The sequence below is a fragment of the Streptococcus oralis subsp. dentisani genome, assembly GCF_002096335.1.
Taxonomy (GTDB): Bacteria; Bacillota; Bacilli; order Lactobacillales; family Streptococcaceae; genus Streptococcus; species Streptococcus oralis_Z.
This window is the reverse complement of the sequence record NZ_NCUW01000030.1, coordinates 119235-141698: the sequence shown is the minus strand read 5'-3', so window position 1 is coordinate 141698 and position 22464 is coordinate 119235. Positions and strand designations below refer to the sequence as shown.

The following is a 22464-nucleotide window of genomic DNA, read 5'->3' as shown; positions in this document are numbered from 1 at the left end:
TATTTCTGAAAAAAAGTAAACCATTTCATACGCTTTCCGTAATTCTCTTTGCCTTATTTTTCTAGATAGAAAGAAGATATAAACACTTTAATGCTTCTAAGTTTCTCTTCTCTATTTTTTGATGATTATTTCACTCATCTATTCAAATAATTGATAGTAGTCTGAGATTTTCATCTTAGCTTTTTCTTCTTTATTGAGGTCTTGGATGATACGACCTTCCTTCATGACAATCAGACGATTGCCATACTTCAGTGCATCCTCCATATGGTGGGTAATCATCAAGGCTGTTAGATGATCTTTGCTGACAAAGTCATCTGTTAACTCCATCAAAGCAACACTGGTCTTTGGGTCAAGGGCGGCTGTGTGTTCATCCAACAAGAGCAACTCAGGTCGCTTCAAGGTTGCCATTAAGAGACTCAAGGCCTGACGTTGTCCACCTGATAGAAACTCAATCGGAGTATCTAGATGCTTTTCAAGACCATTTCCCACTTTTTCAATGGTAGCCTGAAATTCTTCTCTATGGCTTGAAAGTCTCCTAGGAAGGAGTCCTCTCTTCTCACCACGAAACTTGGCAATCAAGAGATTTTCCGCTACCGTCATACGGGGAGCCGTACCCATCTTAGGATCCTGAAAGACACGAGACAGGTACTTAGCCCGCTTTTCAGGTGAAAAATGCGTCACGTCCTCGCCCATGATACGGATACTGCCACTTGTTAAAGGTAAGGTACCTGCAATAGTGTTAAAAAGCGTTGACTTCCCTGCTCCATTTCCACCTAGAATGGTAATGAAATCATGTTCGAAAATTTCAAGAGAAACATCATTCAGTATGATTTTTTCCTCGTCATAGCCATTCGTGATGACTTTGGTGGCATTTTTTAATTCTACAATTGCTGTCATTTGCTAAACTTGACTCCTTTCAGGTATTTGCTTTTGAAGGTTGGAATCATAAGGCAAACTGCCAAAATCAAGGCGCTGTACAAACGAAGATAACTTGTATTAAACCCAAGAGCAATCACTCCCCAGACGAGGAACTGATAGGCGATAGAGCCAACGACGATGGTCATGAGGCGCTCTGCCAGAGTCAAACTCTTAAACAAAACCTCACCAATAATCAAGCTAGCTAGACCAACTACGATAACCCCGATACCTCGTGAAACATCCGCATATCCTTCTTGTTGAGCAATTAAGGCCCCTGCAAGCGCGATAATCCCATTTGAGAGAACCAAGCCCATGAGTTCCATACGTCCCGTATTGATACCAAAGCTACGAGCCATATCAGGATTGTCACCTGTAGCGATGTATGCCTGACCTAGTTTGGTATCTAGGAAAAAGAGCATAAGGCCAATAACAAGAGCTACAAAGATTAATCCAGTCAAGAGTTGGTTAAGGTCTGAATCAAAAGGCAAGACATCCTGAATTTGCTTGGTTCCAAGAAGCCCCAGATTAGCACGTCCCATAATCATGAGCATGATGGAATGGCAAGAAGTCATGACCAGAATCCCTGATAAGAGAGTTGGAATGTTTCCTTTGGTATATAAGAGTCCCGTCGCCATTCCAGCTAGACATCCCGCTCCTACTGCAGCTAAGGTCGCTAAAAATGGGTTGACTCCCTGCGTTATCAAGGTTACAGCTACTGCTCCCCCTAGAGGAAAAGAGCCCTCAGTAGTCATATCTGGAAAATTCAAAATTCGGAAAGTCATAAAGATTCCCAAACCTAGAATCGCCCAGACCATTCCCTGAGAAATAATGGATACTATCATAATCTTTCACTCATTTCTTTCTTTAGTAAAAATGGGAGGAGATGTGTCCAGCTCCTCCTTTATCTTTATTCAATCACTTGTCCTGCTTCTTTTAGAACGGACTCAGGAATGGTGATACCAAATTCCTGAGCTAGTTTTTTGTTAATCACTGACTTACCAGTTGAAAAGACATTGACTGGCGTATCAGCTGGTTTTTCACCTTTCAAAACTTTTGCAATCATTTTACCAGTAGCCACTCCAAGATCGTGTTGGTCAACTACTACAGATGCTAATCCACCTGCTTCTACCATGGCAGTGGCACTTGGGTAGATTGGCTTTTTAGCTGTTTGGTTACTTGAAACAACTGTTGAAAATGCTGATGCGATGGTGTTGTCAATTGGAACCCAGATTGCATCGACCTTGCTTGTCATGACATTGACTGTTGAAGCAATTTCATTTGTTGATGGAACAGCAAAGGTTTCGACTGTCAAACCTGCTTTTTCAGCATAAGCCTTGAATTCTTCTACCTGTGTTTTTGAGTTATCTTCGCTACTTGAGTAAAGAGCGCCGATTGTTTTGACATTTGGTGTCAAAGTTTTAATCAATTCCACTTGCTGTTCAGCTGGGTTATGATCTGACACCCCTGTGATGTTGCCACCTGGTTTTTTCAAATCTTTGACCAAGTTAGCACCGATTGGGTCTGTAATAGCAGCCATGATAACAGGTAGGTCTTTTGTAGCACTAGCGAGTCCTTGAGCAGCTGGTGTTGCAATCCCAACAACGACATCGTTTCCATTTGCCACCAATTGTTTACTCATGGTTGCAACCTTGCTCTGATCACCTTCTGAGTTCATAAAGTCGATTTTTACTTGGTCACCTTTATAGCCTTCTTCAGCTAATCCATCTTGAATCCCTTGGTAAATCAAGTCCAAGGATGGGTGACTAACAAATTGAAGGACACCAACCTTAGCGACCTTTTGCTCTTCCTTAGCTGCTGGCTTGTTCATTGATGAATAAATCAAGCTAGCCACTACCAATACTGCTAATCCAGCGACAATTCCAATCAAACGTTTATTTTTCATTTTTCTTTCTCCTTAATTCTTTTACCTTAACTTTTTAAATCACATCATCAAGCGATGCCATCGTTTAAATTCCAATATCTTTCCTCCCCATAGAAAAAGTCCTCACACAAAAAACTTGTGTGAGGACGTCGATGCGCGGTGCCACCTCAATTATAGGGAATATCCCTATCGCTCTTTCTCGCATTCACGAGTTGCACTGTAAGGTGTGCTCACCGAATTTTTATGATTTCAAATTCTTAATAACATTCAGCCCAATTTTCATCACTTTCATTTATCTGTTTCCACCAACCACAGACTCTCTAAAAAATTTCAATGATTACTTTCTGAATGTTTAAATTATATCATTTTTCAATTACTTGTCAAGACTATTTTTAGAATTTTTTAAACTATTCAAAAACTTCCCCTTGAAAAAGAGGAAGTTTAGAAAAAATCAACCTGAATTACGCAAACCTGTTGCAATTCCGTTAATGGTTATATGAATCAATCTTTCTTCGTCTGCTGACAATTCGCCACGACGTTGACGTTTAATCAACTCCAACTGGATGTAGTTAAGAATATTAAAGTAAGGCATACGATAGTTTAGACTGTCTTTTAGGTAAGAGTTTTCTGCCAAGAGTTCGTCATAACCTTCAATAGCTAAAATAACATCCTTAGTCAATTGCCATTCATCTAAAATAGTGTAGTAGATAGCCTGCACTTCTTCATCTTCACAGAGCTTGGCATATTCAAAGGCAATGTTCATGTTAGACTTAGACAAGACCATGTCTACATTGGAAAGTAAAGATTGGAAGAAAGGCCAGTTTTGGTACATGTCACGAAGAAACTCGATATTTTTCGGATCTTGATCAATAAACTCTTTAAAGCTCGATCCTACTCCATACCATCCAGGGAACATGACACGACTTTGTGACCATGAGAAGACCCAAGGGATAGCACGTAGACCACCGATTTCTGTAATGGTCTTACGAGCAGCTGGACGCGAACCGATATTAAAGCTTGAAATAGCCTTAATCGGACTGGACTCAAAGAAATAGTCATAGAAATGTTCATTTCCAAAGACCAAGTCACGGTAGATATCGTAGCTACGATCCACTACTTGGTCCATAATGGCTTCGTAACGGTTTGACGTATTGGTATCACTCTTCTTCTTAGTAATCATACGATTAATGGCTGCAGAAACCAGCATCTCAAGATTGTAATAAGCAGCGTCTTTGTTTCCGTATTTGTTTCCAATCACTTCTCCTTGCTCAGTCAAACGGATACGATCCTTGATAGACTTGAGCGGTTGAGATGTAATGGCTTCATAAGTTGGGCCACCACCACGACCCACAGTACCACCACGACCATGGAAGAAAGTGACCTTAACGCCAAATTCGTCACCGATAGCAGTTAGTTGTTGCTGCGCCTTGTAAAGGGTCCAACATGAGGACAAGTAACCACCGTCCTTGTTACTATCAGAGTAACCGAGCATGATTTCCTGATAGTTATCTTTTGAAGCAATCCATTTTTTAGCTAAAGGAAGAGAGAAGTATTTTCTCATGGTTTCTTCCGAATGATCCAAGTCCTCGATAGTCTCAAACAGGGGAACAATTTGGACACGGGCTTTTTGGGCATCCACCAAGCCGACTTCTTTGAGCATGATTGCTAGCTCGAGCATATCGGATACACTTGTTGCGTGAGAAATGATGGTTTGACGAATGACATTTTCACCCAGTTTATCCTTCAATTTACGAGCAGCCTTAAAGATAGACAACTCTTTCTCAAGAAGTTCTGACTTTTCAGCATGAGTTGCTGAAAGGATACGAGGGTCTTCTTCCAACTCTTTTAAGAGGAGAGCGCATTTTTCATCTTCAGAAAGGTCGCTATAATGGTCGTTAATACCAGCTGATGCTAGCAATTCTGCCACACAAGCTTCATGGACACTCGAATCTTGGCGCATGTCGATAGAGGCAAGATAGAAGCCAAAGATTTCAACTGCCTGCATCAACTCTACAAATTCTCCTGAAATCAGGTACTCACCTTTGTTCTCTAATAGAGAATCTCGGATGGCCAACAAGTCTTGATAAAATTCATCTGCGGTAGCATATCTAGGCTGAAGATCCTTGTCTTCAATCAAATAAGCCTTGGTTGCCTGCATCTTAGCTTGGATATCAAAGAGAGCACGACGATAGAGTTCTTTTTCACGATAAATCGAGTTGTCCTGAGACTTCAGCGCCATCTCACGAACCTTGTCGCTGACATTCACGATGCTGGTTGAAAGTGAGAATTCACGATAGAGGTTATAAATCTTCTCATCGTAGTAATTCATGATGACTTCACACTGGGTCAAGGCTGATTTGTTGAGGGTTTCTGCCGTTACGAAAGGATTTCCATCACGGTCTCCTCCGATCCACATCCCCATGGTAATCGGTTTTGGATGTTGGAGTTCGATACCTTGTTCCTTAGCCAGTTTCTTATACTCAGCCGTCAAACGAGGAACAGCATTCAAGAAAGAACTCTGATAGTACTCCATCACGTTGGTGATCTCGTTGGTTACTTTCAATTTCTTCTCGCGAATCATGTCCGTTTGCATGATAATTTCAATATAACGACGGAGATCGGTATGCCATTTTTCTTTATTAATCAAACCTAGTTTGACATCACGGTACTTGCGCAAGAGAGTATGGATATGGTTGGTCAAGTCCAGCATACTCTTGCGTTGTACTTGAGTCGGGTGGGCAGTCAAGACAGGAACTACATTTAACTTTTCTAGAATTTCAGCTGCGTTTTCTTTTTCAGCCACCATCTTTATGGTTGTAGATAATTTGCCTAGATAGTCCTGGTCGATATTGTTTTGATGGTTAATCTCGTAAGCCAAATCCACATCTTCAGAGATATTGATCAAGAGTGGAAGGATTGAGAAATAGCGAGAAATATAAATCATTTCTTCATTCGAAAGACTGGTCACCAATTTATTGAGTCCTTGATAGTCTTCGCTTGTAGACAAGTTCTTCAACTGCATGATTTTATCAAAGGTCTCTGGGGCCAGCATATTTTTTGTGATATCTTCTAATAGCTCCGTCAAAATCAAGACTTCTTCTTGGACAACGGCTTTATTGCTATAGTTTTCTAATTTTTGAAGTGACATAAACTTTCCTTTCCATACAATCTTTACAGAGTAGCAGAAGTTTGACTTTCATATTCTCTGATAAGTTTGGCACGTTTTTCACTGGCATCGATATTTAGTACAAAGGCAATGGCTACGGATAAGACCAGGAGACTATTTCCCCCTTGTGAAAGGAAGGGGAAGGTTACCCCTGTAGAAGGAATTAACCCGGAAATCCCACCAATATTGACAAAGACCTGAACAAGGATCATGCCTCCGACACCGATAGCAACCATAGAGTTAAAGGGATCCTTAGCTCGAATACCGACTAGGATGATTCTCAAAATCAAGAAGAAGAGGAGTGCCAAAATCATACTCGCTCCTACAAATCCAAATTCCTCAATAACGATCGAAAAGACGAAATCTGTGTGGGCTTCTGGCAAATAACCACGCTTTTCGATGGAATTTCCTAATCCAAGTCCAAACCAGCCACCATTCACCATGGCATAGTAGGAATTTGCAAGCTGATGTCCTGCGCCTGCCAAGTCATTAAAAGGATTAAAGAAGGCACTGAAACGTTTAGCAACGTAGCCAAACACTGGAATTTGAGAAAACTTTTCAACCCCGACAAAGCGAATGACAGACAAGACTAGAATCGAACCACCTGCCAAAAGAGCTAAGAAAGTTGAAAACCAACGGTAGGCAATCCCACTGACTGTATACATAATCAGTGATACCATCACCAAGATAGTCGCATTTCCCAAATCTGGGAAAATTCCCAAACTACCTATCAAAATCAACAAAACAAAACGCCAGTCATTAAAAGCACGAGGCAGCCATTGATTTTGGGTCAAGACTTGAAAATCATAGACCGCTATCTCATCTTGTTGTTTTGAAAATCGATGGGCTAGGTACCAAATAATAATAATCTTTAGGTACTCTGCGGGTTGAATCGTCACTGGCCCTACAGAAATCCAACCATAGGCACCATTGATTGGGGTACCAATTAACCGCGCCAAAGCCAAGAGAATCATCTCCACAAACATAACGATAAAAATCAAGCGTTCATTTCTTAAAAAACCAAGTTTCAGTTTATAAATTAAGGCAATCAAAATCAAACTGATTATCCAAAACATTCCTTGGTTCCGAGCTAACTGAAGAGCGCTTTTCCCCTCTTGGATCAGGGTAGCACTCGTCGTTGAGTAAACGACGATTAGACCCAAAATCGATAAAAGGAGGTAAGGAATCAAAATGGAATAGTTCAATAGGTGCCTTTTACTAATTTTCATATGTCACCACTCTAATAGGAACAGAGAAATCTGTTCCCAATTCCGTTTTATTTTCTAGTTTTGATTGCTATTATACCATTTTTTCAGAAAGAAAAAAACTCTTATCCTTTAATCCTTCGAATTTTGCTCTTTGGACTAAATTGATTAGAAAAAAATACAAACTTCAAGACAAAGTTTGTATTTTTCTTTTTTATTCTGCTGATGAGCTACTGCTTGAACTTGAGCTTGAGTCTCCACTTCCAATATATTGAGCAAAAATACTCTGGAAAGCAGGGTCTTTTATTTTAATATTTGCTGCTTGGAATTCTTTTCCGATGACACTCTGAACGAAGGAAGCATCGTTTTGTTTCTGTGTCAAAATGACAGTTTTTAATTTTTCTTTGTAATCATCTAAATTTGAGGATTTTTCTGTTTTCTTGGTTACTTTGATGATGTAGAATTGGTTACTATAAGCTTGGGGACCAGTTGCTCTAATCACATCAGATACCCCATTTACATCCAAGGCAAAGGCAGCCTTCTTAACTTGTTCTGGAAGTTCTGTAGATGCCGAGTCAAAAGTAATCTCACCACCATTTTCTTTTGTCTTGTCATCATTAGAGTTGTCTTTTGCCAACTGGGCAAAATCAGCTCCTTCAGCTTTTGCTTTTTCGAGCACTTCTTTTGCCTTGTCTTCATTATCCATACGGATGATTTGCGCTGTCACATCGGGTGTGTAAGCTTCGAAAGCTTTTTGGTAAACTTCGTCAGTCAATTCATTTTCTGCTGCTTTCTTAACTGCCAATTCAACCAATTTGCTGGTGCGAATTTGAGCTTTACGAGTCTCAGGAGTCATCCCCGCACGTGAGAGAACATTTTGATAACTGTCGCCGTATTTCTTCTGCTCTTCGGCAACGGCATCATCTACTTCTTGTTCAGTCACTTCAGACCCATATTGCTTTTCAAATACTTTTTCTATCGTCATATTGAGCAAGACTTGTTGTGCAGTTGGGTTGTTTTTGGCTTGTTCATAAAATTGGTGTTCAGTGATAACATCACCCTTCATACTGATGAGGTCAGCTCCTTCAGAACTTTTTGAACAAGCAGCCAAAGTCGCTACAGATAATAAGGTAATGGCTCCTGCCAATAGTTTTTTCTTCATGTTTACTCCTTTTTCTAAAAACGGTCAAAAATTTCTCTAGACCAACTCAATCATTATACCATATTTTATAGCAGATAACTTAAATAAGACTAAAAATAGTAGCTTTTAAATTTTTAACGATTCAATTTTTTTCATTCCAAAAAGAACCTGAACAACGGTTCAAGTTCTTTGTTTATCTTATATTATTTTTTAGTGACGTCCTTTGTAAGTCAAGCCTGCTAGACCAAGACTTGCAAGGAGGAAGCCTGCAAATCCAAGAATTGAATTTTGTTCGCCAGTGTTTGGTAGGGCTGTAGTTTCTGGTTTCGAAACAGGTTTGTCAGCTTTAGTGTTTGAATCTTGCCCAACAGGTTTTACAGGAGCTTGTGGAGCAGTATTCGAATTAGTTTGTGGTTTGGTTTCCGGTTTTACTTCTGGTTTTGAAGTCTCTGAAGGTTTAGTTTCCGGTTTTACTTCTGGTTTTGAAGCCTCTGAAGGTTTAGTTTCCGGTTTCACCTCTGGTTTCGGAGTTTCTGAAGGTTTAGTTGCCGGTTTTACTTCTGGTTTCGGTGTTTCTGAAGGCTTAGTTTCCGGTTTCACCTCTGGTTTCGGAGTTTCTGAAGGTTTAGTTGCCGGTTTTACTTCTGGTTTCGGTGTTTCTGAAGGCTTAGTTTCCTGCTTAACCTCTGGTTTCGGAGTTTCTGAAGGCTTAGTTTCCGGTTTTACTTCTGGTTTTGGTGTCTCTGAAGGGTTGGTTTCCGGCTTAACTTCTGGTTTTGAAGTCTCTGAAGGGTTGGTTTCCGGCTTAACTTCTGGTTTTGAAGTCTCTGAAGGTTTAGTTTCCGGTTTTACTTCTGGTTTTGGAGTTTCTGAAGGGTTGGTCTCTGGCTTAACTTCTGGTTTTGGAGTTTCAGATGGTTTAGTCTCAGGTGTCACTTCTGGTTTTGGCGTATCAGAAGGTTTAGTTTCCGGTTTTACTTCTGGTTTTGGTGTTTCTGAAGGTTTGGTCTCTGGTTTTACTCCTGGTTTTGGATTTTCCTTGTCCTTATCTTTGCCTGGAGTTGGCGCTGGTTCCGGAGTCGGAGTTGGCGTTGGTTCTAACTTCCTATAATTAAGATACATATCATTGTATCCATTAGCTCCATAAAAATACATACTCACTACGTCGTAGGATGCATTGTAATTAGGCATCCATTCGTAGTTTGAGACAATTTGGTATCCGCTAATTTCTTTATAGATATTAACAGATTGGCCAGGGTATAGAACCCCGATCATTTTAGCGGAGATTTCTTCCCCACTATCAATATCACGATATGTGATTCTAAAATTTAGCGGCTCTTGACTTTCGTCAGCCTTTACGACACTAATCCCAAAAACAGGGTTATCGGTCAAAGCTGGCGTAACAACGCCAAGAGCTGCAACGGAAAGCAAAGAAATACCAAATTTGGTTACTTTATTCGTTTTCATCATTTCCTCCTTAGGCATGTAGATTACCTTTTAGGTATGTAAATACTACAAAAGGCATAATTTTTGATTTAGTTTTTCGTAAAGTTCTCCTCAACCACTTGAGCGACAAGGGTTTTGGTGTATCGCCTAAGGACCGTTAAACGATACACTTAAAAAACAAAAAAAATACAAATCTAACACAGACTCAAAACCTTGTTAAATTTGTATTTTCTGAAATATTCACATTGTTATTTTGAATGTTTCGCCAAACGGTCGTTAATCGAAACATATTTACGCCTTCATTGTAGCATTTTATCTTGTTTTTAGCAAGAAATTTGCGAAACATTTTTGCGATTGTTGGCCACCTTGTTTCGTTCCAAGACTTTATAGATGGTTGAGGTCGAAATTCGTTCTGTTTTTGCTATTGTTCTGATGCTTGTTTCCCCTGCCAAATACTGCTCAATGATTCTCTCCTCCTTATCTTTTGACATTCGCTTGGCACCTAGTTTGATGCCTTTTTCCTTGGCTTTACGAAGTCCTTCACGGGTACGAAATCGCAAGTTTTCCAGCTCACTTTCTGCCACAAATCCTAAAATCATACAAAGTAACCTACCAATGAGCGAATCGGTTTCCAGCTTTTCATACAGGCTGATGAGCTGGATTTGATGTTCGTTGAGCTGCTCGATTATTTTCAGCAATTTAAACATGGAGCGGGTGAGCCTATCAAGTTTGTAGATGGTGAAAGTGACTTGCATTCCTTTTTTCGAAAGCGTTTGGGCCAATTTTAGAGCCTTTTCGAGTTCTGAGCGTGCATTATTTGAGCCAGATTCACGCTCGATAAAAAGCTGGGCACAATGCTTGAGAGCATCGATTTGCACCTCTAAGCCCAAATCTTGCTTGTGGGTTGAAACGCGTGCATAGCCAATATTGATGATGTTTTGAGACATAAAAATCCTCCTGTTTTTGATACAGAAGGATTATACGATTTTTAATATTATTCCATTTCTGGTAAAGTTACATTTTCCACATTCTTTCGTAGCATAAGAATACCGTCTCCAAGTGGAACTAAAGTCGCTGTTAAATCTGGATTGTCTAACGTTGCGTCGAACAGTCTTTGCAAACCACGGTAAATGGTGCGTTGACCCCGACGGACTTCCATGATGTCCTTGGCAACATCGCCTCCTTGGAAAATATCATCCAAAACCACTACTCCACCAACTTCCAAGTGTTTAAGGATTTCTGGTAGAAAGACGATGTACTTGGACTTGGCTGAATCCATAAAGACAAAGTCATATGTTTCAGTCAAGGTTAACAAGACATCGACTGCGTCTCCCTCTAGGAGGGTGATTTGTTTGCGACTGTCAAACTGGGCAAAGTTTTCCTTGGCAAAGCCTATCATCTCAGGATTGCGGTCAATGGTTGTAATCTTAGCATTTGGTGCATGTTCCGCCATCAGGAGGGCAGAAAAGCCAATTGCCGTTCCAATCTCCAAAATGTTCTTGGGCTGCAGACTTTCCATGAGAAAACGGAAATATGCGACTGTTTCATGAGGAATAATGGGAATATTTTCCTTACGAGCGAAGGTTTCCAATTCTTTCAAGGAACCTGTCACCTGCTTTTGACGCTGGCGCATGAACTCTACGATTTCTTCCTTGACAACGGGACGTCGCATATTGTGATTGGCATTTTTACTATAAGACTCTACCATCTTAAGCTAGTCCCAATTTTTCAACTAAGGCTTCAAACTCATTCAAGCGGCGTTCAAAGACTGCAAAGGCGTCGTTGAGATAGTCTTCCTTCTCCATATCCACTCCCGCTTTTCTCATGACATTGAGTGGATAGTCTGACTTACCTGCCTTGAGGTAGTCGATATAACGGTCACGGTCTTCCTGACTACCATGGACAATCTTCTCAGCCAAGGCTGAAGCCGCTGCAAAACCAGTCGAATACTGGTATACGTAGTAGTTATAGTAGAAGTGTGGAATGCGCGCCCATTCGTACTGAATTTCAGGATTGTCTTCTTTGCTAAGTCCATAGTACTCTTGGTTCAAGTCAGCATAGAGTTTATTCAGGAAATCACTTGTCAAGACTTCTCCATTTTGGTCTGCTTGGTGGATAGCATGTTCAAACTCAGCGAATTGAGTTTGACGGAAGACTGTTCCACGGAAACCATCCAAGAAGTTATTGAGAATAGCAAAGCGAGTTGCATCATCTTCTACTTCTGCCAGTAATTTCTCCGTCAAGATATTTTCGTTGGTCGTTGAGGCAATCTCTGCCAAAAAGATAGAGTAATCTCCGTAAACATAAGGTTGAGTTTCACGAGTATAGCTGGAGTGCATACTGTGACCAGTCTCATGGACAAGGGTAAAGAGATTGTCTAGATTGTCCTGCCAGTTGAGAAGCATGAAGGCATTGGTATCGTAAGAACCACCAGAGTAGGCACCAGAACGCTTGCCTTGGTTTTCATAGACATCAATCCAACGCTCACTAAAGGCCCGTTTAACACGGCTCAAGTAGTCGTCACCCAAGACTGCCAAGGCTTCTTCAGCCTTTTTCAAGGCTTCTTCGTAGGTAAAGCTGTATTCTACTGAAGATAGTGGTGTGTATACATCGTACATCTTGAGATCTGAAATACCCAAGATTTTAGAACGAAGTTCAAGGTAACGATGCAAGAGTGGCAAATGCTTGCGAACTGCTGCTACTAGATTGTCATAGACACTTTCAGGAACAAAGTTGGCAGCGAGGGCTGCATGGCGAGCGCTCTTATAGTTGCGAACTTTGGCGCGGTAGTTTTGCACCTTAACATTTGTCTGCAAAGTCTTAGCATAAGTGTGTTGGAATTGCTCGTATGTCGCATAGAGGGCTTCATAGGCACCACGGCGCACTTCACGATTTTTAGACTCCATCAAACGGATGTAAGTTCCGTGTGAGAGTTGCACTTCCTTGCCTTCATCATCAAGGACATATGGGAAGCTAATATCCGCATTGTCCAAAATAGCGAAGGTTTCACTAGCCGAGCCAAAGATTTCTCCTGCTCCAGCAAGCAATTCTTCCTCACGTTGCGAAAGAACATGGTCTTTCTTTTGCAAGAGCTTGTCAAAAAAGTGTTTGTATACTTGGAGTTTCGGCTGAGCTTCTAGAAAGGCTGTATACTGCTCTTGGCTAATCTCCATAAACTCAGGTTCGTAGAATGAAAAGGCTTGTTCTAACTGACTGTAGAGGGTCATAGCCTTGGCATAGTACTCCTGATACTTAGCTTCACGTGTGTCTTGGTCATTTTTCATATGTGCATAGACATAAAGCTTTTCAACTTGGCGTTCCAAGTCAAGTGAGAATTCTGTAATCTCAAGCAAACTGTCCGCGCTGTCCAAGAGATGTCCCTCATACTGGGATGCTGTTTGTACTTTTTCAGTTAAGTCTTTCAAGGCTTCTTCCCAAGCCTGGTCTGTTGGGTAGATTGTCGAAAGATCCCATGTATCTTTTTCATTTATTTCATGTCGTTGTAATACCATAAGATTCCTCCATCCTTTCTATTTTATCACATTTTCTGAAAAATATAAGTGATAAAAGGCTGGTGGATAGAGCTTTTGACGATTATTTTTTATATTTTTTTGATAGTAAGCGAAAAATTCTTTATAATAGCTAGTCAAATCCGTTTCAATCTGCAAAAAATCACCCGATTCTATTGGTCTGACTTGGGGATACCAGTCGTCCAGTTGACGGTTTAATAAATTGTCTCCTTGTTGATAAGCCTCCTCCTGTTTTTTCATCCAGTAAGGGGTTTGGTAGTACAACTGTTGGCGAATGTAGTGACAGATAGTGGTATCTTGCACAACTGCAAAACAAGACAGTTTTTGTTTCTGATAAGGAAATCGTAAAATTTCCAAGAGATTTCCTTGACCAAAGGGAAATTCCTTGACCTGAAAATGAAGCTTGCCACGTAGGTCCTGATGCAGAAGATATTTGAGTCTCAGAACTTGATTTTTGAGATCTAGTTCCCAAACATAGAATCCCATATTTTGACTAAAATAGAGAAATCCCCTTTGCAGTTGTGTTAATCGCTCTTTTAACCAGAGTTTTTCTCCCAGTAGCCAGATAACTTGGTATCCCTGACTTCGGTAGCCTTGACTTCTATCGCCTAAAAGCTTTTGAGACAAGGGACTGCACTGAACCTCCAGAGCTAGTTTCTCATTGACAAGAACATCCGCTATCTGCTGAATCTCGGGCAGACTATATTCTAAGGCGACCTGACTGTCCTTCTTGGCCCAGTGATAAAGGGCCTCTTTGTTGCCCAAGTGTTCTGGACTTTCATTCTCAAAAATGGCCATACAATCTCTTAACCTTTCATGGGCAAAGTGCGTTCGAATGCTCAGTCCTTGGCGTAAGCGTAGTCCACCACCACAGGCGGGGCAGGTATAAGCTTGCTTGGTAACGTCTTTTTCGAGTGCATTTACCAATTTTCCCTTGGCATCTCTGGCTACAAACATGGTCTACCTCCTTTTCTCATTTATTCGAAAAAGAACTAAAAAAGACTGGAATTCCAGCCTTTCATATTACTTTTCTACCTTTTAAACCTCTTAGAGTATTTTTTCAGCATGGGAATGAGATTGGGTATCTGCTCGCTCCTAATGACGAGCACGCCGTATTCCTGACAACGATTGGCATAAACAGGATTGATTTTTCCCGTACAGACAATCAACTTGAGGCAACTCTCCCCAACAAAATGATTGGCGTAGACTTCTAGCTCATTGATGGCTTCAACTGATAAATCAGTCATCTTGCAGGAGATAAAGGTAATCGAGCGTCCCTTTCTCAGAATGACATCAATCTCATTTTGAACATTATCTGCCTCTGGAAAGATGCCATTCCAATCAATCTCACCGCCTATCATGCACTCATCAAACAGCTGAGATTCAAGCGCCAAGAGATAGAGATATACCTCTAAAATATGTCCCTTGTTGCGGCAAAAGACTTGAGCTTCTTGACTTGGAAAGCTGTATGCTACTCGTTTCTTGTCTTCGCTTTCAATACAAAGCATCCCCGCTTCCACAAGTAAAGGGATAAGGGATTCTGGGTAGTGATAATACTTGCCGTTGTTTTCCAGTATCTTTTTGGTCTCAGCATGAAGGTCATTGGTCTTGGCTAGAGAGAAAAATTGGGTCACTTGATACCAGTGGGAAGGATTGGCAATGGCAGAGCTGGCTAGTTTTTTTATGGCCGCAATTTGCTCAACTGAGTGGACAGGGCGTTTGGATTTGAGCATTTTTCCACCACGCAAGGCTATCAACTGTTGGATGCTTAGGGTTGGAATGTCCAAATCTTCTTTTTCCAACTGACTAGCTGTCCACTTGTATTGTTTGCCCCGCTCGACATCCATGGCAACGATGGGGAGGTGGCGATCCAAGCCATATTGATAGAGAGATAAGGCAAGGAGTGAATCTCCGCCAAAAACATCAAGAAGGATTTTGTCATAGCCTGCTAGGCAATAATCTAACTGGTCCGCTAGTTGTTCTAAAGACAGCTGACGAAAGATCACACGCTGGATATGGGGGACTTCGTCCGTGATAAAGTGACGCAGTGAAAGTTTATCGTTATTGCTTATTTTCGTCAAAGAAAGGAAGAGAATCTCGTCACAATCACTGACAAAGGCTTGGTAGACATTCTTTTCCAATACATGCCGATCATACAATTCCACCAAAAGACTCGCCATTGGACCACCTCCATCATCCACACTTTCTTGAGCCGAGAGCAATACAGCTCTACTGCTCATATTTCCTACTTTTAGTATAGCATAAAATCCTGCTCGCCCCAATCTAAGGCCACAAATAAAAACGAACAGAAACCTTGCAAAGTGGTTTCTATTCATTTGTAAAGATTTGATTTACTTGATTTTCTTGGCGAGCATGGTCGCAAATCGGAGTTGAATGCGATTGCCATTTTCATCGCGACGATGCAGATGTCCTGGATTTTCATTGTACTTGACCAACTCCCACTCCTTATAGTAGTCAGCCAATTCCCCTTCTTTAAAGGTGAATGGGAAGTTAACCGAGCAAGGATAATCCTCCGTGTCCATGGCACAGACGATGAGGTTGTAGCCACCGACCGTAGTTTTCTCCTGCATATTTTGGATGATAGCTGGAATACGGTCCGCTTGAAGAAACATGAGAACAACTGTTGAAACGATAAAATCATAGACTTGCCTAATGCTGGCTGAATTGATATCATAAAGTCCAACAGGCATGTCTAGATCCTCTTGCTCTACGATACTTTGCAAGATTTCAAGAGATAGTTCATTTTGATCCACAGCTGTCACATCAAAACCTTGCTGGGCTAAAAAGAGAGCGTTACGGCCTTGACCACAACCCAAGTCCAAGGCTCTTCCAGGTTTTACCGTCTGCATGGCCTCTAGAACCTCTGAATGGACTGGATTGGTCTGGTACTTCTTAGAAAAGTAATCCTCGGGTCTACAATAAAACTCCAAGTACCATTCTACATCATCTGTGGCTGCCTCTACTCGATGCCAGGCTTGCGGTTGCGCCATGGGATTGTCGGCCCCTGCTTGGAAAAGGTGTTCAGCTAGAACCTCACCATCCTCTGTCAACTCAATAAACTTGAGTGCTCCTTTTACAACTGTAATCTTGCCCCAAGTACCCACTTTGGTATTGTGCTTCTGCTGGACAGCTTCGGGCATTGTTTGTTTATTCCACAAGGGCATGCGTTTATAGGCGATTAGTTTTTCCATTATTATTCCTCTTCTTATCGCTGGTTCACAGCTTTCATCACACGCGCGATGTCACGATTTTGTTCACGTCGCTTGATCGACTCCCGTTTGTCATAGTCATGTTTCCCTTTGGCAAGGCCTAAAAGGAGTTTGGCATAGCCATCTTTGAGATAGACTTTGAGGGGAACTAGGGTCATTCCTGTTCCTTTGGTTTCTTGTTCCAATTTTTGGATTTGCTTCTTATGGAGCAGGAGTTTGCGACGGCGTTCTGGCTCCTGATTCCAGATATTGCCCTCTTCGTAAGGAGCAATATGAACATTGCTCAACCAGACTTCCCCATTTTTTACTTGGGCAAAGCCATCCTTGAGATTGATTCTAGCCGCTCGAACACTCTTGATTTCCGTTCCTGTCAGGACCATTCCTGCCTCTAGCGTATCTACGATTGTATAGTCGTGGTGCGCTTTTTTATTTTGTGCGACGACCTTTCCCTCGCCCTTTGCCATGCTTGGCTCCTTTCTTAGCTACTTCTTTGTAAAATGGTTTCTTACCCTTTTTCTTTTTGTCTTTAGAAGACGATTTGCGCTTATCATTAAAACGACCTTGTTTCTTCTTGTCTTCCTTCTTATCTGAGCGACGACTTGAACCGCGCCCTCTTTCTTTGCGACCAGCCTGTTGTTTCAAGCCTTTTTCAATGACATCAAACTCACTTGGGATATAAGAGAAGTCAATCTCACCTGTCGTCTTATCCGCTCTTTCAACGCGAATGCGAATCTGTTGCCCCACACGGAAGGTTATTCCTGACTTCTCTCCACGAAGAGTCAAATCACGCTCGTTGAAATGATAAAATTCAGGAAGATTGGTAATGTGAATCAAACCTTCGACTGTATTTGGTAATTCGACAAAGAGACCAAACTTGACAATGCTGGATACAACCGCATCGTACTCTTCGCCCACATATTCTTCCATGTACTCAGCCTTTTTCATGGCTTCGACTTCACGCTCTGCCTCGATGGCACGACGCTCACGATTGGAAGACTGGGTCGCAATCTCTGGAATCACTTGCTCAAAATGCTCTGCTATTTCCTTGGAACGCCCATAGTCGCGAATCATCCGATGTACCAAGAGGTCAGGATAACGACGAATCGGACTTGTAAAGTGGGTGTAGTAGTCCGCAGCCAACCCATAGTGACCGTGGTTATGCTCCGAATAACGAGCTTGTTGCATAGAACGGAGAAGCATCATGGACAAGACATCTGCATAGGGCTCTCCCTCAACAGTACGCATGATGTCTTGGAGGGCCTCTTGGCTAATCTCACTGGCAGTTCCATAGATACGCAATCCAAAACTTGAAGCGTAATCAATAAATTTCTGAATTTTTTCAGCTTTCGGTTCCTCATGGATACGATAGATAAAAGGTAGATCCAGCTTGCTAAAGTGTTCCGCAACTGTTTCGTTGGCCATCAACATGAAGGACTCAATCATCCGTTCTGCAGTCCCACGATGTCGAAGAACGATATCAACTGGCTTTCCTTTTTTATCCACCAAAATCTTAGCTTCACTGGTATCAAAATTAAGGGCACCACGTTTCTCACGCATGTTTTCTAGCCTTTCATGAAGCTTGGCCATTAACTCGATACTAGGAACAATTTTCTTATACTCTTGTCTCTTTTCCTCATCGCCAGCCAGAATGTCATTGACAGCGCTATAGGTCATACGAAAACTTGTCTTGATAACCGTTTGTGTGATGGTGTAGTTGACTACATGACCATGCTTATCAATTTCCATAATGGCAGACTGGGTCAGGCGGTCAACTTGAGGATTGAGAGAGCAGATGCCGTTTGAAAGGCGTTCTGGTAGCATTGGCACTACTCGGTCTGTCACATAGACAGACGTCGCGCGGTTAAGGGCTTCCTTGTCAAGAGCAGAACCCTCAGTCACATAGTAGGAAACATCCGCGATGTGAACTCCGAGTTCGATATTGCCATTTTTCAAAGGCTTGATGTGAACTGCGTCGTCCAAGTCCTTGGCATCCGCACCGTCAATAGTAAATGTAAGCTCATCTCTCAAATCAAGACGCCCTTCCATATCCTTTTCTGTGGGAGCATCAGGCACACTTTCTGCTTCTTTTAAAACAGCCTCTGGAAATTCTGAAACAATATCCATGGACTCCAAGACTTCAAGGACATCAATCCCAGCATCAGTCGAGTGTCCCACCACGTCCAGCACACTAGCGACAAAGAAATCGTGTTTCTTACTTGGATATTTATCGATAAAGACCTTGAGAACTTCTGTTCCATCAAGTTTGAGGGCTGGTTTCTTAACATAGATGGGTTGGCTGACTTTCTGATTTTTTGAACGGATATAACCCGCATACTTGGGCTTTTCCTGATCTAGAACGATTTGGCCGACAACTGTTGTCAGACTATGCTCTAGGATATCGATAATTTTGGCTTCCGCCGCTGTTCCCTTGTTACGATCAGCGACTTTCTTGATGACAACCTCAACCGTATCGCCATCAATGGCATAGTTGACATCGTTTTTTCCTACAAAAAGGTCGTCCTCCTCGCCTTCCAGACTGACAAAGCCAAAGCCATTTTTATGGGCATGAAAAATCCCCTTGAGAGTAATCTCATGTTTCTTCTTTTGGTCCAGACATAAGCTACCATCTTCTCCAAATCGAATCTGGTGCTTTCTTTCCATCAGAGACAGGGTTTTAATCAACTCACGGAAATCCTTGGATCCATCCTTTCCGAGAGCCTGAGCCAGGTCATTTACCGTCACGCGCCCCTTCTCTTGCAAATATTCTTTAATTTTATCTTTCATGTTTTCTTTCTAGATTTTTATAATTTTTTTGATGGATAACTTTAGTAAACATTATTCAAAATAAAAATAGGCTAAGACCTAGTCTCGCCCATTTCTTATCTACTTGATAATACCGTCAATGCTAAGGCAATGGCTAGCCAGAAAAAGACTAAAATACCTGTCAAACGTTGCATCACAGCTTCAAAACCACGCGCTTTACTACGTTCAAACAAATCACCTGAGCTGGCATCAAATACATTGCTGGATTGGTTTTTAGTTGGTTGCATAAAAATCGCAATCACAATCACAACAGATAATACTAATAAAATGGTTAATAATAGGTTATACATATCAAACTCCTTAAAATCCCTATTATTTTACCATAAATTCTACTTAGATTCAAGATGTAGGGTTACTTTTCTTTCCTTGGGACAATACTTTAAAACTTCTATCTTGTCTGGATGGGTTTTGGAGTTCTTACTGGTTAGATAATTGATGCTGCCACAAGAGGAGCATTTGAGATTGATTTTTACTCGCACTAGATTTCCTTTACTTTTAATAACGATCTAAATTGAACTAAATTGAATAAACAACTGAGAGCTACACAGGCTGCTGTAGCATAAAAAACAGAGTGGTATCCGAATTGCCCTGCTACTGCTGAACCAGTCATGGGACCAACAACACCTCCAAGATAGAAAAAGACTTGATTAAATGCAAAAATCCTTGAAATGCCTACTTTGGGAGTCATCTTACTAAGTAATGCATTAACACCTGGTATCAGGGCACCCGTTCCCAAACCAAATAGAAAACGATAAAATCCTAACTCCAGAGGGCTAGTCGCATTGGCACAGAGGAGATAAATAAGAGCCGAATAAAACTGGGCAACAAGTAGTAGGCGATGATTTCCCACCTTATCTCCTAGTTTTCCCATCACTCCAGCACTCATCATGCTAGAAAATCCCATACTGGATACTATCAAACCAGATACAAAGAGGAGATTTTCAGTCTGCCCTAAGTCCCGCACATAGAGAGTCAGGATAGGACCAATTGATTGAGCTGAAAATTGAATGACAAAACTAGTTAAAAACAGATTAATCAAAAGATGAGAGTGCTTGATTGAACCGAACAACTCCTTTGTTGGTATTGCTTTCTCCTTAGCTACTGGTTGAAAATCTTCCTTGATGAAGAAAATGGTTAAGATCGCAGCCAAAAACAAGAAGCCACCTACCAATAAAAAAACATTGCGGATACCAAAAATTTCAGCAATCAAGCCCCCCACAAAGGGGCCCGTTAGGGTTCCAGCTACTACCCCAGTTGATAAAGTCCCCAAAGCATAGCCCGACTTATCCTTAGGAACTTGACTGGCTATTAAAGCCGTCGCATTTGGTACGAAACCTGTAAATACACCATTTAATAATCTAAGAAAGATTAACCAATAGATATTTGGAACAAAGGCCAAGCCTCCCATGGTGATGGTCATAGCAAGTCCAGCTCGAATCATCATGGGTTTTCGACCGTACTTGTCAGCAAGAATACCCCAGATCGGGGAAATCAAAGCTGCTGAAACAGCCGAAATTGAGATGGCTAATCCAGCATAAAAAGCAACCTGATCCCTTTCGATTCCCAACTGCTCTACAAAGATAGGCATAAAAGGGACGACTAAGGATATACTAGCCCCAGTTAGAAAACTACCAAACCAGGCGACACGAAGATTACCTTTCCAACTAATCTCTTGCACAACCATCGCCTCCTTCAAGTAACTTCACTACTTGACTCACAAGCTGATCACGACTGCCATTGTTATCTAGGACATGAGTCGCCAAGCCCTTTTTTTCTTCTAAAGACCACTGGATTGCCAGACGCGACTCGGCGACTTCCTTAGAAAGCTGATTCCGTTTCATGAAACGTTCCACCTGAACATCTCGATCCACATAGACCAACCACGTTTCATCAAACCAGTTGGCATAGTCTTGCTCAAAAAGTAGGGGAATATCCATGAAAAAAATCGCTTCTGTCTGAGCTAACTGATCTCGCAATGCTGCCAGTTCCTCACGAATAATCTCTCCTTGTGTTTGCTTAGACCATTCCCGCTCTTCAGTTTTTGAAAAGATGAGACTAGCTAGGAGAGGGCGATTGAGTTCTCCATTTTCTAAGAGAATTTCCTGTCCAAAGTGCTGAACTAAGACCTGATACAGACGGCCTCCAGGTTTCTGTAGCTGGTGAACAACTGCGTCGGCATCCACCACTTGAAAGCCTTGCTGTCTCAGAAAATTTGTCACAGTTGACTTACCAGAGGCGATGCCCCCTGTGATTCCGATGATTTTTCCCATCAGTCCCTCCTTTGACACTGGGGACAAAAATGAGTTCCCCTTCCGCCAAGCTGGAATTTCTCAATGATGGTGCCACAGCATGAACATGCTTGACCAGCCTTATCATAGACCTGATGAAAATCCTGCATGGTTCCATCTTCGCCAAAGGCATTGGTATAGGTTCGAATGGTTGATCCGCCTTTTTCAACAGCCTGTCCCAAAACAGCAATGGTCTGGTCATGAATGGCTGTCGCTTCTGCTACTGTCAAAGTTTGGGAAGCTCTAGCTGGATGGACCTGAGCCCGCCAGAGGACCTCATCCACATAGATATTTCCCAGGCCAGCTACCAAGGTCTGATCTAAAAGATGGGATTTGATAGGCTTTTTAGATTTGGCTAGGGCAGCTTGAAAGGACTGCAAATCAAAGTCTTGCTCTCTTGGTTCAGGCCCTAATTTTTTAGAAACAAAGTAGGCTTCCAATAGGTCGGGTGCCAGCAGTTCCATAGTGCCAAACTTACGTACATCCTCATAAACAAGTGTACCACCATCTTCAAACTGAATGAAAACATGGGCATGCTTGCGTTCAGGTACCTGGTCTGGATAGTAAAAATACTTGCCTTCCATTCGCAAATGAGAAATCAAGACCTTGTCAGTCAGGTAAAAAAGTAGATATTTTCCACGACGCCCCATGGACTCAACAATCTGACCAGGCACTCCCTTTTGAAACTCGTCCAAATCTGTCTTGATCATCTTAGAATAAGCAATCTCTATATTAGAAATCTTCTTTCCTAAAATCAATTTTTCTAAGCCACGACGAACCGTTTCAACCTCAGGTAATTCAGGCATAAGTCCTCCTTCTGTAAAAACAAGAAGCA

20 protein-coding genes and 1 other annotated feature are annotated in these 22464 nt (G+C 41.7%); all 20 genes read right to left on the bottom strand.

Annotated features, from left to right (window positions below):
• Positions 1-138 precede the first annotated feature (138 nt).
• The 20 genes from B7709_RS07170 to mutM all read right to left on the bottom strand — a co-directional run bounded on the left by B7709_RS07170 (position 139) and on the right by mutM (position 22435).
• Positions 139-897, bottom strand: coding sequence for an ABC transporter ATP-binding protein (locus B7709_RS07170; RefSeq protein ID WP_084972256.1), 759 nt, complete (start codon positions 895-897; stop codon positions 139-141).
• On the bottom strand, positions 894-1760 hold the full coding sequence (locus B7709_RS07165; RefSeq protein WP_084860027.1) for an ABC transporter permease: 867 nt from the start codon (positions 1758-1760) through the stop codon (positions 894-896). The genes B7709_RS07170 and B7709_RS07165 overlap by 4 nt, the downstream gene beginning before the upstream one ends.
• A gap of 65 nt (positions 1761-1825) precedes the next feature.
• Positions 1826-2821, bottom strand: coding sequence for a tryptophan ABC transporter substrate-binding protein (gene trpX, locus B7709_RS07160; protein WP_084972255.1), 996 nt, complete (start codon positions 2819-2821; stop codon positions 1826-1828).
• Between the two features lie 118 nt (positions 2822-2939).
• Positions 2940-3156, bottom strand: a binding site (T-box leader).
• 95 nt (positions 3157-3251) lie between these two features.
• Positions 3252-5948 (bottom strand): phosphoenolpyruvate carboxylase, encoded by a 2697-nt coding sequence (gene ppc, locus B7709_RS07155; protein ID WP_084972254.1) that lies wholly within the window; start codon positions 5946-5948, stop codon positions 3252-3254.
• Positions 5949-5971: 23 nt separating this feature from the next.
• A complete protein-coding gene (gene ftsW / locus B7709_RS07150; RefSeq protein WP_084972253.1) occupies positions 5972-7195 on the bottom strand; it encodes a cell division peptidoglycan polymerase FtsW in 1224 nt (407 codons plus the stop codon).
• Positions 7196-7385: 190 nt separating this feature from the next.
• Entirely contained in the window at positions 7386-8333 is a 948-nt protein-coding gene (gene prsA, locus B7709_RS07145) for a peptidylprolyl isomerase PrsA (protein ID WP_084972252.1), read from the bottom strand.
• A gap of 189 nt (positions 8334-8522) precedes the next feature.
• A complete protein-coding gene (locus B7709_RS10075; protein WP_158085829.1) occupies positions 8523-9779 on the bottom strand; it encodes an LPXTG cell wall anchor domain-containing protein in 1257 nt (418 codons plus the stop codon).
• 302 nt (positions 9780-10081) lie between these two features.
• Positions 10082-10705, bottom strand: coding sequence for a recombinase family protein (locus B7709_RS07135; protein WP_084972250.1), 624 nt, complete (start codon positions 10703-10705; stop codon positions 10082-10084).
• A gap of 47 nt (positions 10706-10752) precedes the next feature.
• Positions 10753-11466 (bottom strand): O-methyltransferase, encoded by a 714-nt coding sequence (locus B7709_RS07130; protein ID WP_068981916.1) that lies wholly within the window; start codon positions 11464-11466, stop codon positions 10753-10755.
• A 1-nt stretch (position 11467) separates the two neighbouring features.
• Positions 11468-13270: an oligoendopeptidase F gene (gene pepF / locus B7709_RS07125; RefSeq protein WP_084972249.1), complete on the bottom strand. Its 1803-nt coding sequence runs from the start codon at positions 13268-13270 to the stop codon at positions 11468-11470.
• Between the two features lie 18 nt (positions 13271-13288).
• Positions 13289-14245, bottom strand: a complete 957-nt coding sequence (locus B7709_RS07120; protein WP_084972248.1) for a competence protein CoiA — start codon at positions 14243-14245, stop codon at positions 13289-13291.
• 74 nt (positions 14246-14319) lie between these two features.
• Positions 14320-15468: a PDDEXK family nuclease gene (locus tag B7709_RS07115; RefSeq protein WP_084972621.1), complete on the bottom strand. Its 1149-nt coding sequence runs from the start codon at positions 15466-15468 to the stop codon at positions 14320-14322.
• Positions 15469-15639: 171 nt separating this feature from the next.
• The gene (gene tehB, locus B7709_RS07110) at positions 15640-16500 is read right to left on the bottom strand and encodes an SAM-dependent methyltransferase TehB (protein ID WP_084972247.1); all 861 of its coding nucleotides are present in this window, start codon (positions 16498-16500) and stop codon (positions 15640-15642) included.
• Between the two features lie 14 nt (positions 16501-16514).
• Complete coding sequence (gene smpB / locus B7709_RS07105; protein ID WP_001051743.1) at positions 16515-16982, bottom strand: SsrA-binding protein SmpB; 468 nt, start codon at positions 16980-16982, stop codon at positions 16515-16517.
• Complete coding sequence (gene rnr / locus B7709_RS07100; RefSeq protein WP_084972246.1) at positions 16945-19302, bottom strand: ribonuclease R; 2358 nt, start codon at positions 19300-19302, stop codon at positions 16945-16947. The genes smpB and rnr overlap by 38 nt, the downstream gene beginning before the upstream one ends.
• Positions 19303-19397: 95 nt before the next feature.
• Positions 19398-19631 carry a preprotein translocase subunit SecG gene (gene secG / locus B7709_RS07095; protein WP_000282517.1) on the bottom strand — a complete coding sequence of 78 codons (234 nt, stop codon included), beginning with the start codon at positions 19629-19631 and terminating at the stop codon, positions 19398-19400.
• A gap of 39 nt (positions 19632-19670) precedes the next feature.
• Positions 19671-19820 carry a 50S ribosomal protein L33 gene (gene rpmG, locus B7709_RS07090; protein ID WP_001809104.1) on the bottom strand — a complete coding sequence of 50 codons (150 nt, stop codon included), beginning with the start codon at positions 19818-19820 and terminating at the stop codon, positions 19671-19673.
• On the bottom strand, positions 19820-21019 hold the full coding sequence (locus tag B7709_RS07085; RefSeq protein ID WP_084972620.1) for a multidrug efflux MFS transporter: 1200 nt from the start codon (positions 21017-21019) through the stop codon (positions 19820-19822). Before B7709_RS07085 ends, rpmG begins: the two co-directional genes overlap by 1 nt.
• Positions 21006-21611, bottom strand: a complete 606-nt coding sequence (coaE, locus tag B7709_RS07080) for a dephospho-CoA kinase (RefSeq protein ID WP_084972245.1) — start codon at positions 21609-21611, stop codon at positions 21006-21008. The genes B7709_RS07085 and coaE overlap by 14 nt, the downstream gene beginning before the upstream one ends.
• A complete protein-coding gene (gene mutM / locus B7709_RS07075) occupies positions 21611-22435 on the bottom strand; it encodes a DNA-formamidopyrimidine glycosylase (RefSeq protein ID WP_084972244.1) in 825 nt (274 codons plus the stop codon). Before mutM ends, coaE begins: the two co-directional genes overlap by 1 nt.
• Positions 22436-22464: the final 29 nt, after the last annotated feature.

What these genes read in the sequence shown, in the direction of transcription:
- B7709_RS07170 (WP_084972256.1), bottom strand. Translation starts at nt 897, where the DNA reads ATGACAGCAATTGTAGAATTAAAAAATGCCACCAAAGTCATCACGAAT.
- B7709_RS07165 (WP_084860027.1), bottom strand. Translation starts at nt 1,760, where the DNA reads ATGATAGTATCCATTATTTCTCAGGGAATGGTCTGGGCGATTCTAGGT.
- trpX (WP_084972255.1), bottom strand. Translation starts at nt 2,821, where the DNA reads ATGAAAAATAAACGTTTGATTGGAATTGTCGCTGGATTAGCAGTATTG.
- ppc (WP_084972254.1), bottom strand. Translation starts at nt 5,948, where the DNA reads ATGTCACTTCAAAAATTAGAAAACTATAGCAATAAAGCCGTTGTCCAA.
- ftsW (WP_084972253.1), bottom strand. Translation starts at nt 7,195, where the DNA reads ATGAAAATTAGTAAAAGGCACCTATTGAACTATTCCATTTTGATTCCT.
- prsA (WP_084972252.1), bottom strand. Translation starts at nt 8,333, where the DNA reads ATGAAGAAAAAACTATTGGCAGGAGCCATTACCTTATTATCTGTAGCG.
- B7709_RS10075 (WP_158085829.1), bottom strand. Translation starts at nt 9,779, where the DNA reads ATGAAAACGAATAAAGTAACCAAATTTGGTATTTCTTTGCTTTCCGTT.
- B7709_RS07135 (WP_084972250.1), bottom strand. Translation starts at nt 10,705, where the DNA reads ATGTCTCAAAACATCATCAATATTGGCTATGCACGCGTTTCAACCCAC.
- B7709_RS07130 (WP_068981916.1), bottom strand. Translation starts at nt 11,466, where the DNA reads ATGGTAGAGTCTTATAGTAAAAATGCCAATCACAATATGCGACGTCCC.
- pepF (WP_084972249.1), bottom strand. Translation starts at nt 13,270, where the DNA reads ATGGTATTACAACGACATGAAATAAATGAAAAAGATACATGGGATCTT.
- B7709_RS07120 (WP_084972248.1), bottom strand. Translation starts at nt 14,245, where the DNA reads ATGTTTGTAGCCAGAGATGCCAAGGGAAAATTGGTAAATGCACTCGAA.
- B7709_RS07115 (WP_084972621.1), bottom strand. Translation starts at nt 15,468, where the DNA reads ATGGCGAGTCTTTTGGTGGAATTGTATGATCGGCATGTATTGGAAAAG.
- tehB (WP_084972247.1), bottom strand. Translation starts at nt 16,500, where the DNA reads ATGGAAAAACTAATCGCCTATAAACGCATGCCCTTGTGGAATAAACAA.
- smpB (WP_001051743.1), bottom strand. Translation starts at nt 16,982, where the DNA reads ATGGCAAAGGGCGAGGGAAAGGTCGTCGCACAAAATAAAAAAGCGCAC.
- rnr (WP_084972246.1), bottom strand. Translation starts at nt 19,302, where the DNA reads ATGAAAGATAAAATTAAAGAATATTTGCAAGAGAAGGGGCGCGTGACG.
- secG (WP_000282517.1), bottom strand. Translation starts at nt 19,631, where the DNA reads ATGTATAACCTATTATTAACCATTTTATTAGTATTATCTGTTGTGATT.
- coaE (WP_084972245.1), bottom strand. Translation starts at nt 21,611, where the DNA reads ATGGGAAAAATCATCGGAATCACAGGGGGCATCGCCTCTGGTAAGTCA.
- mutM (WP_084972244.1), bottom strand. Translation starts at nt 22,435, where the DNA reads ATGCCTGAATTACCTGAGGTTGAAACGGTTCGTCGTGGCTTAGAAAAA.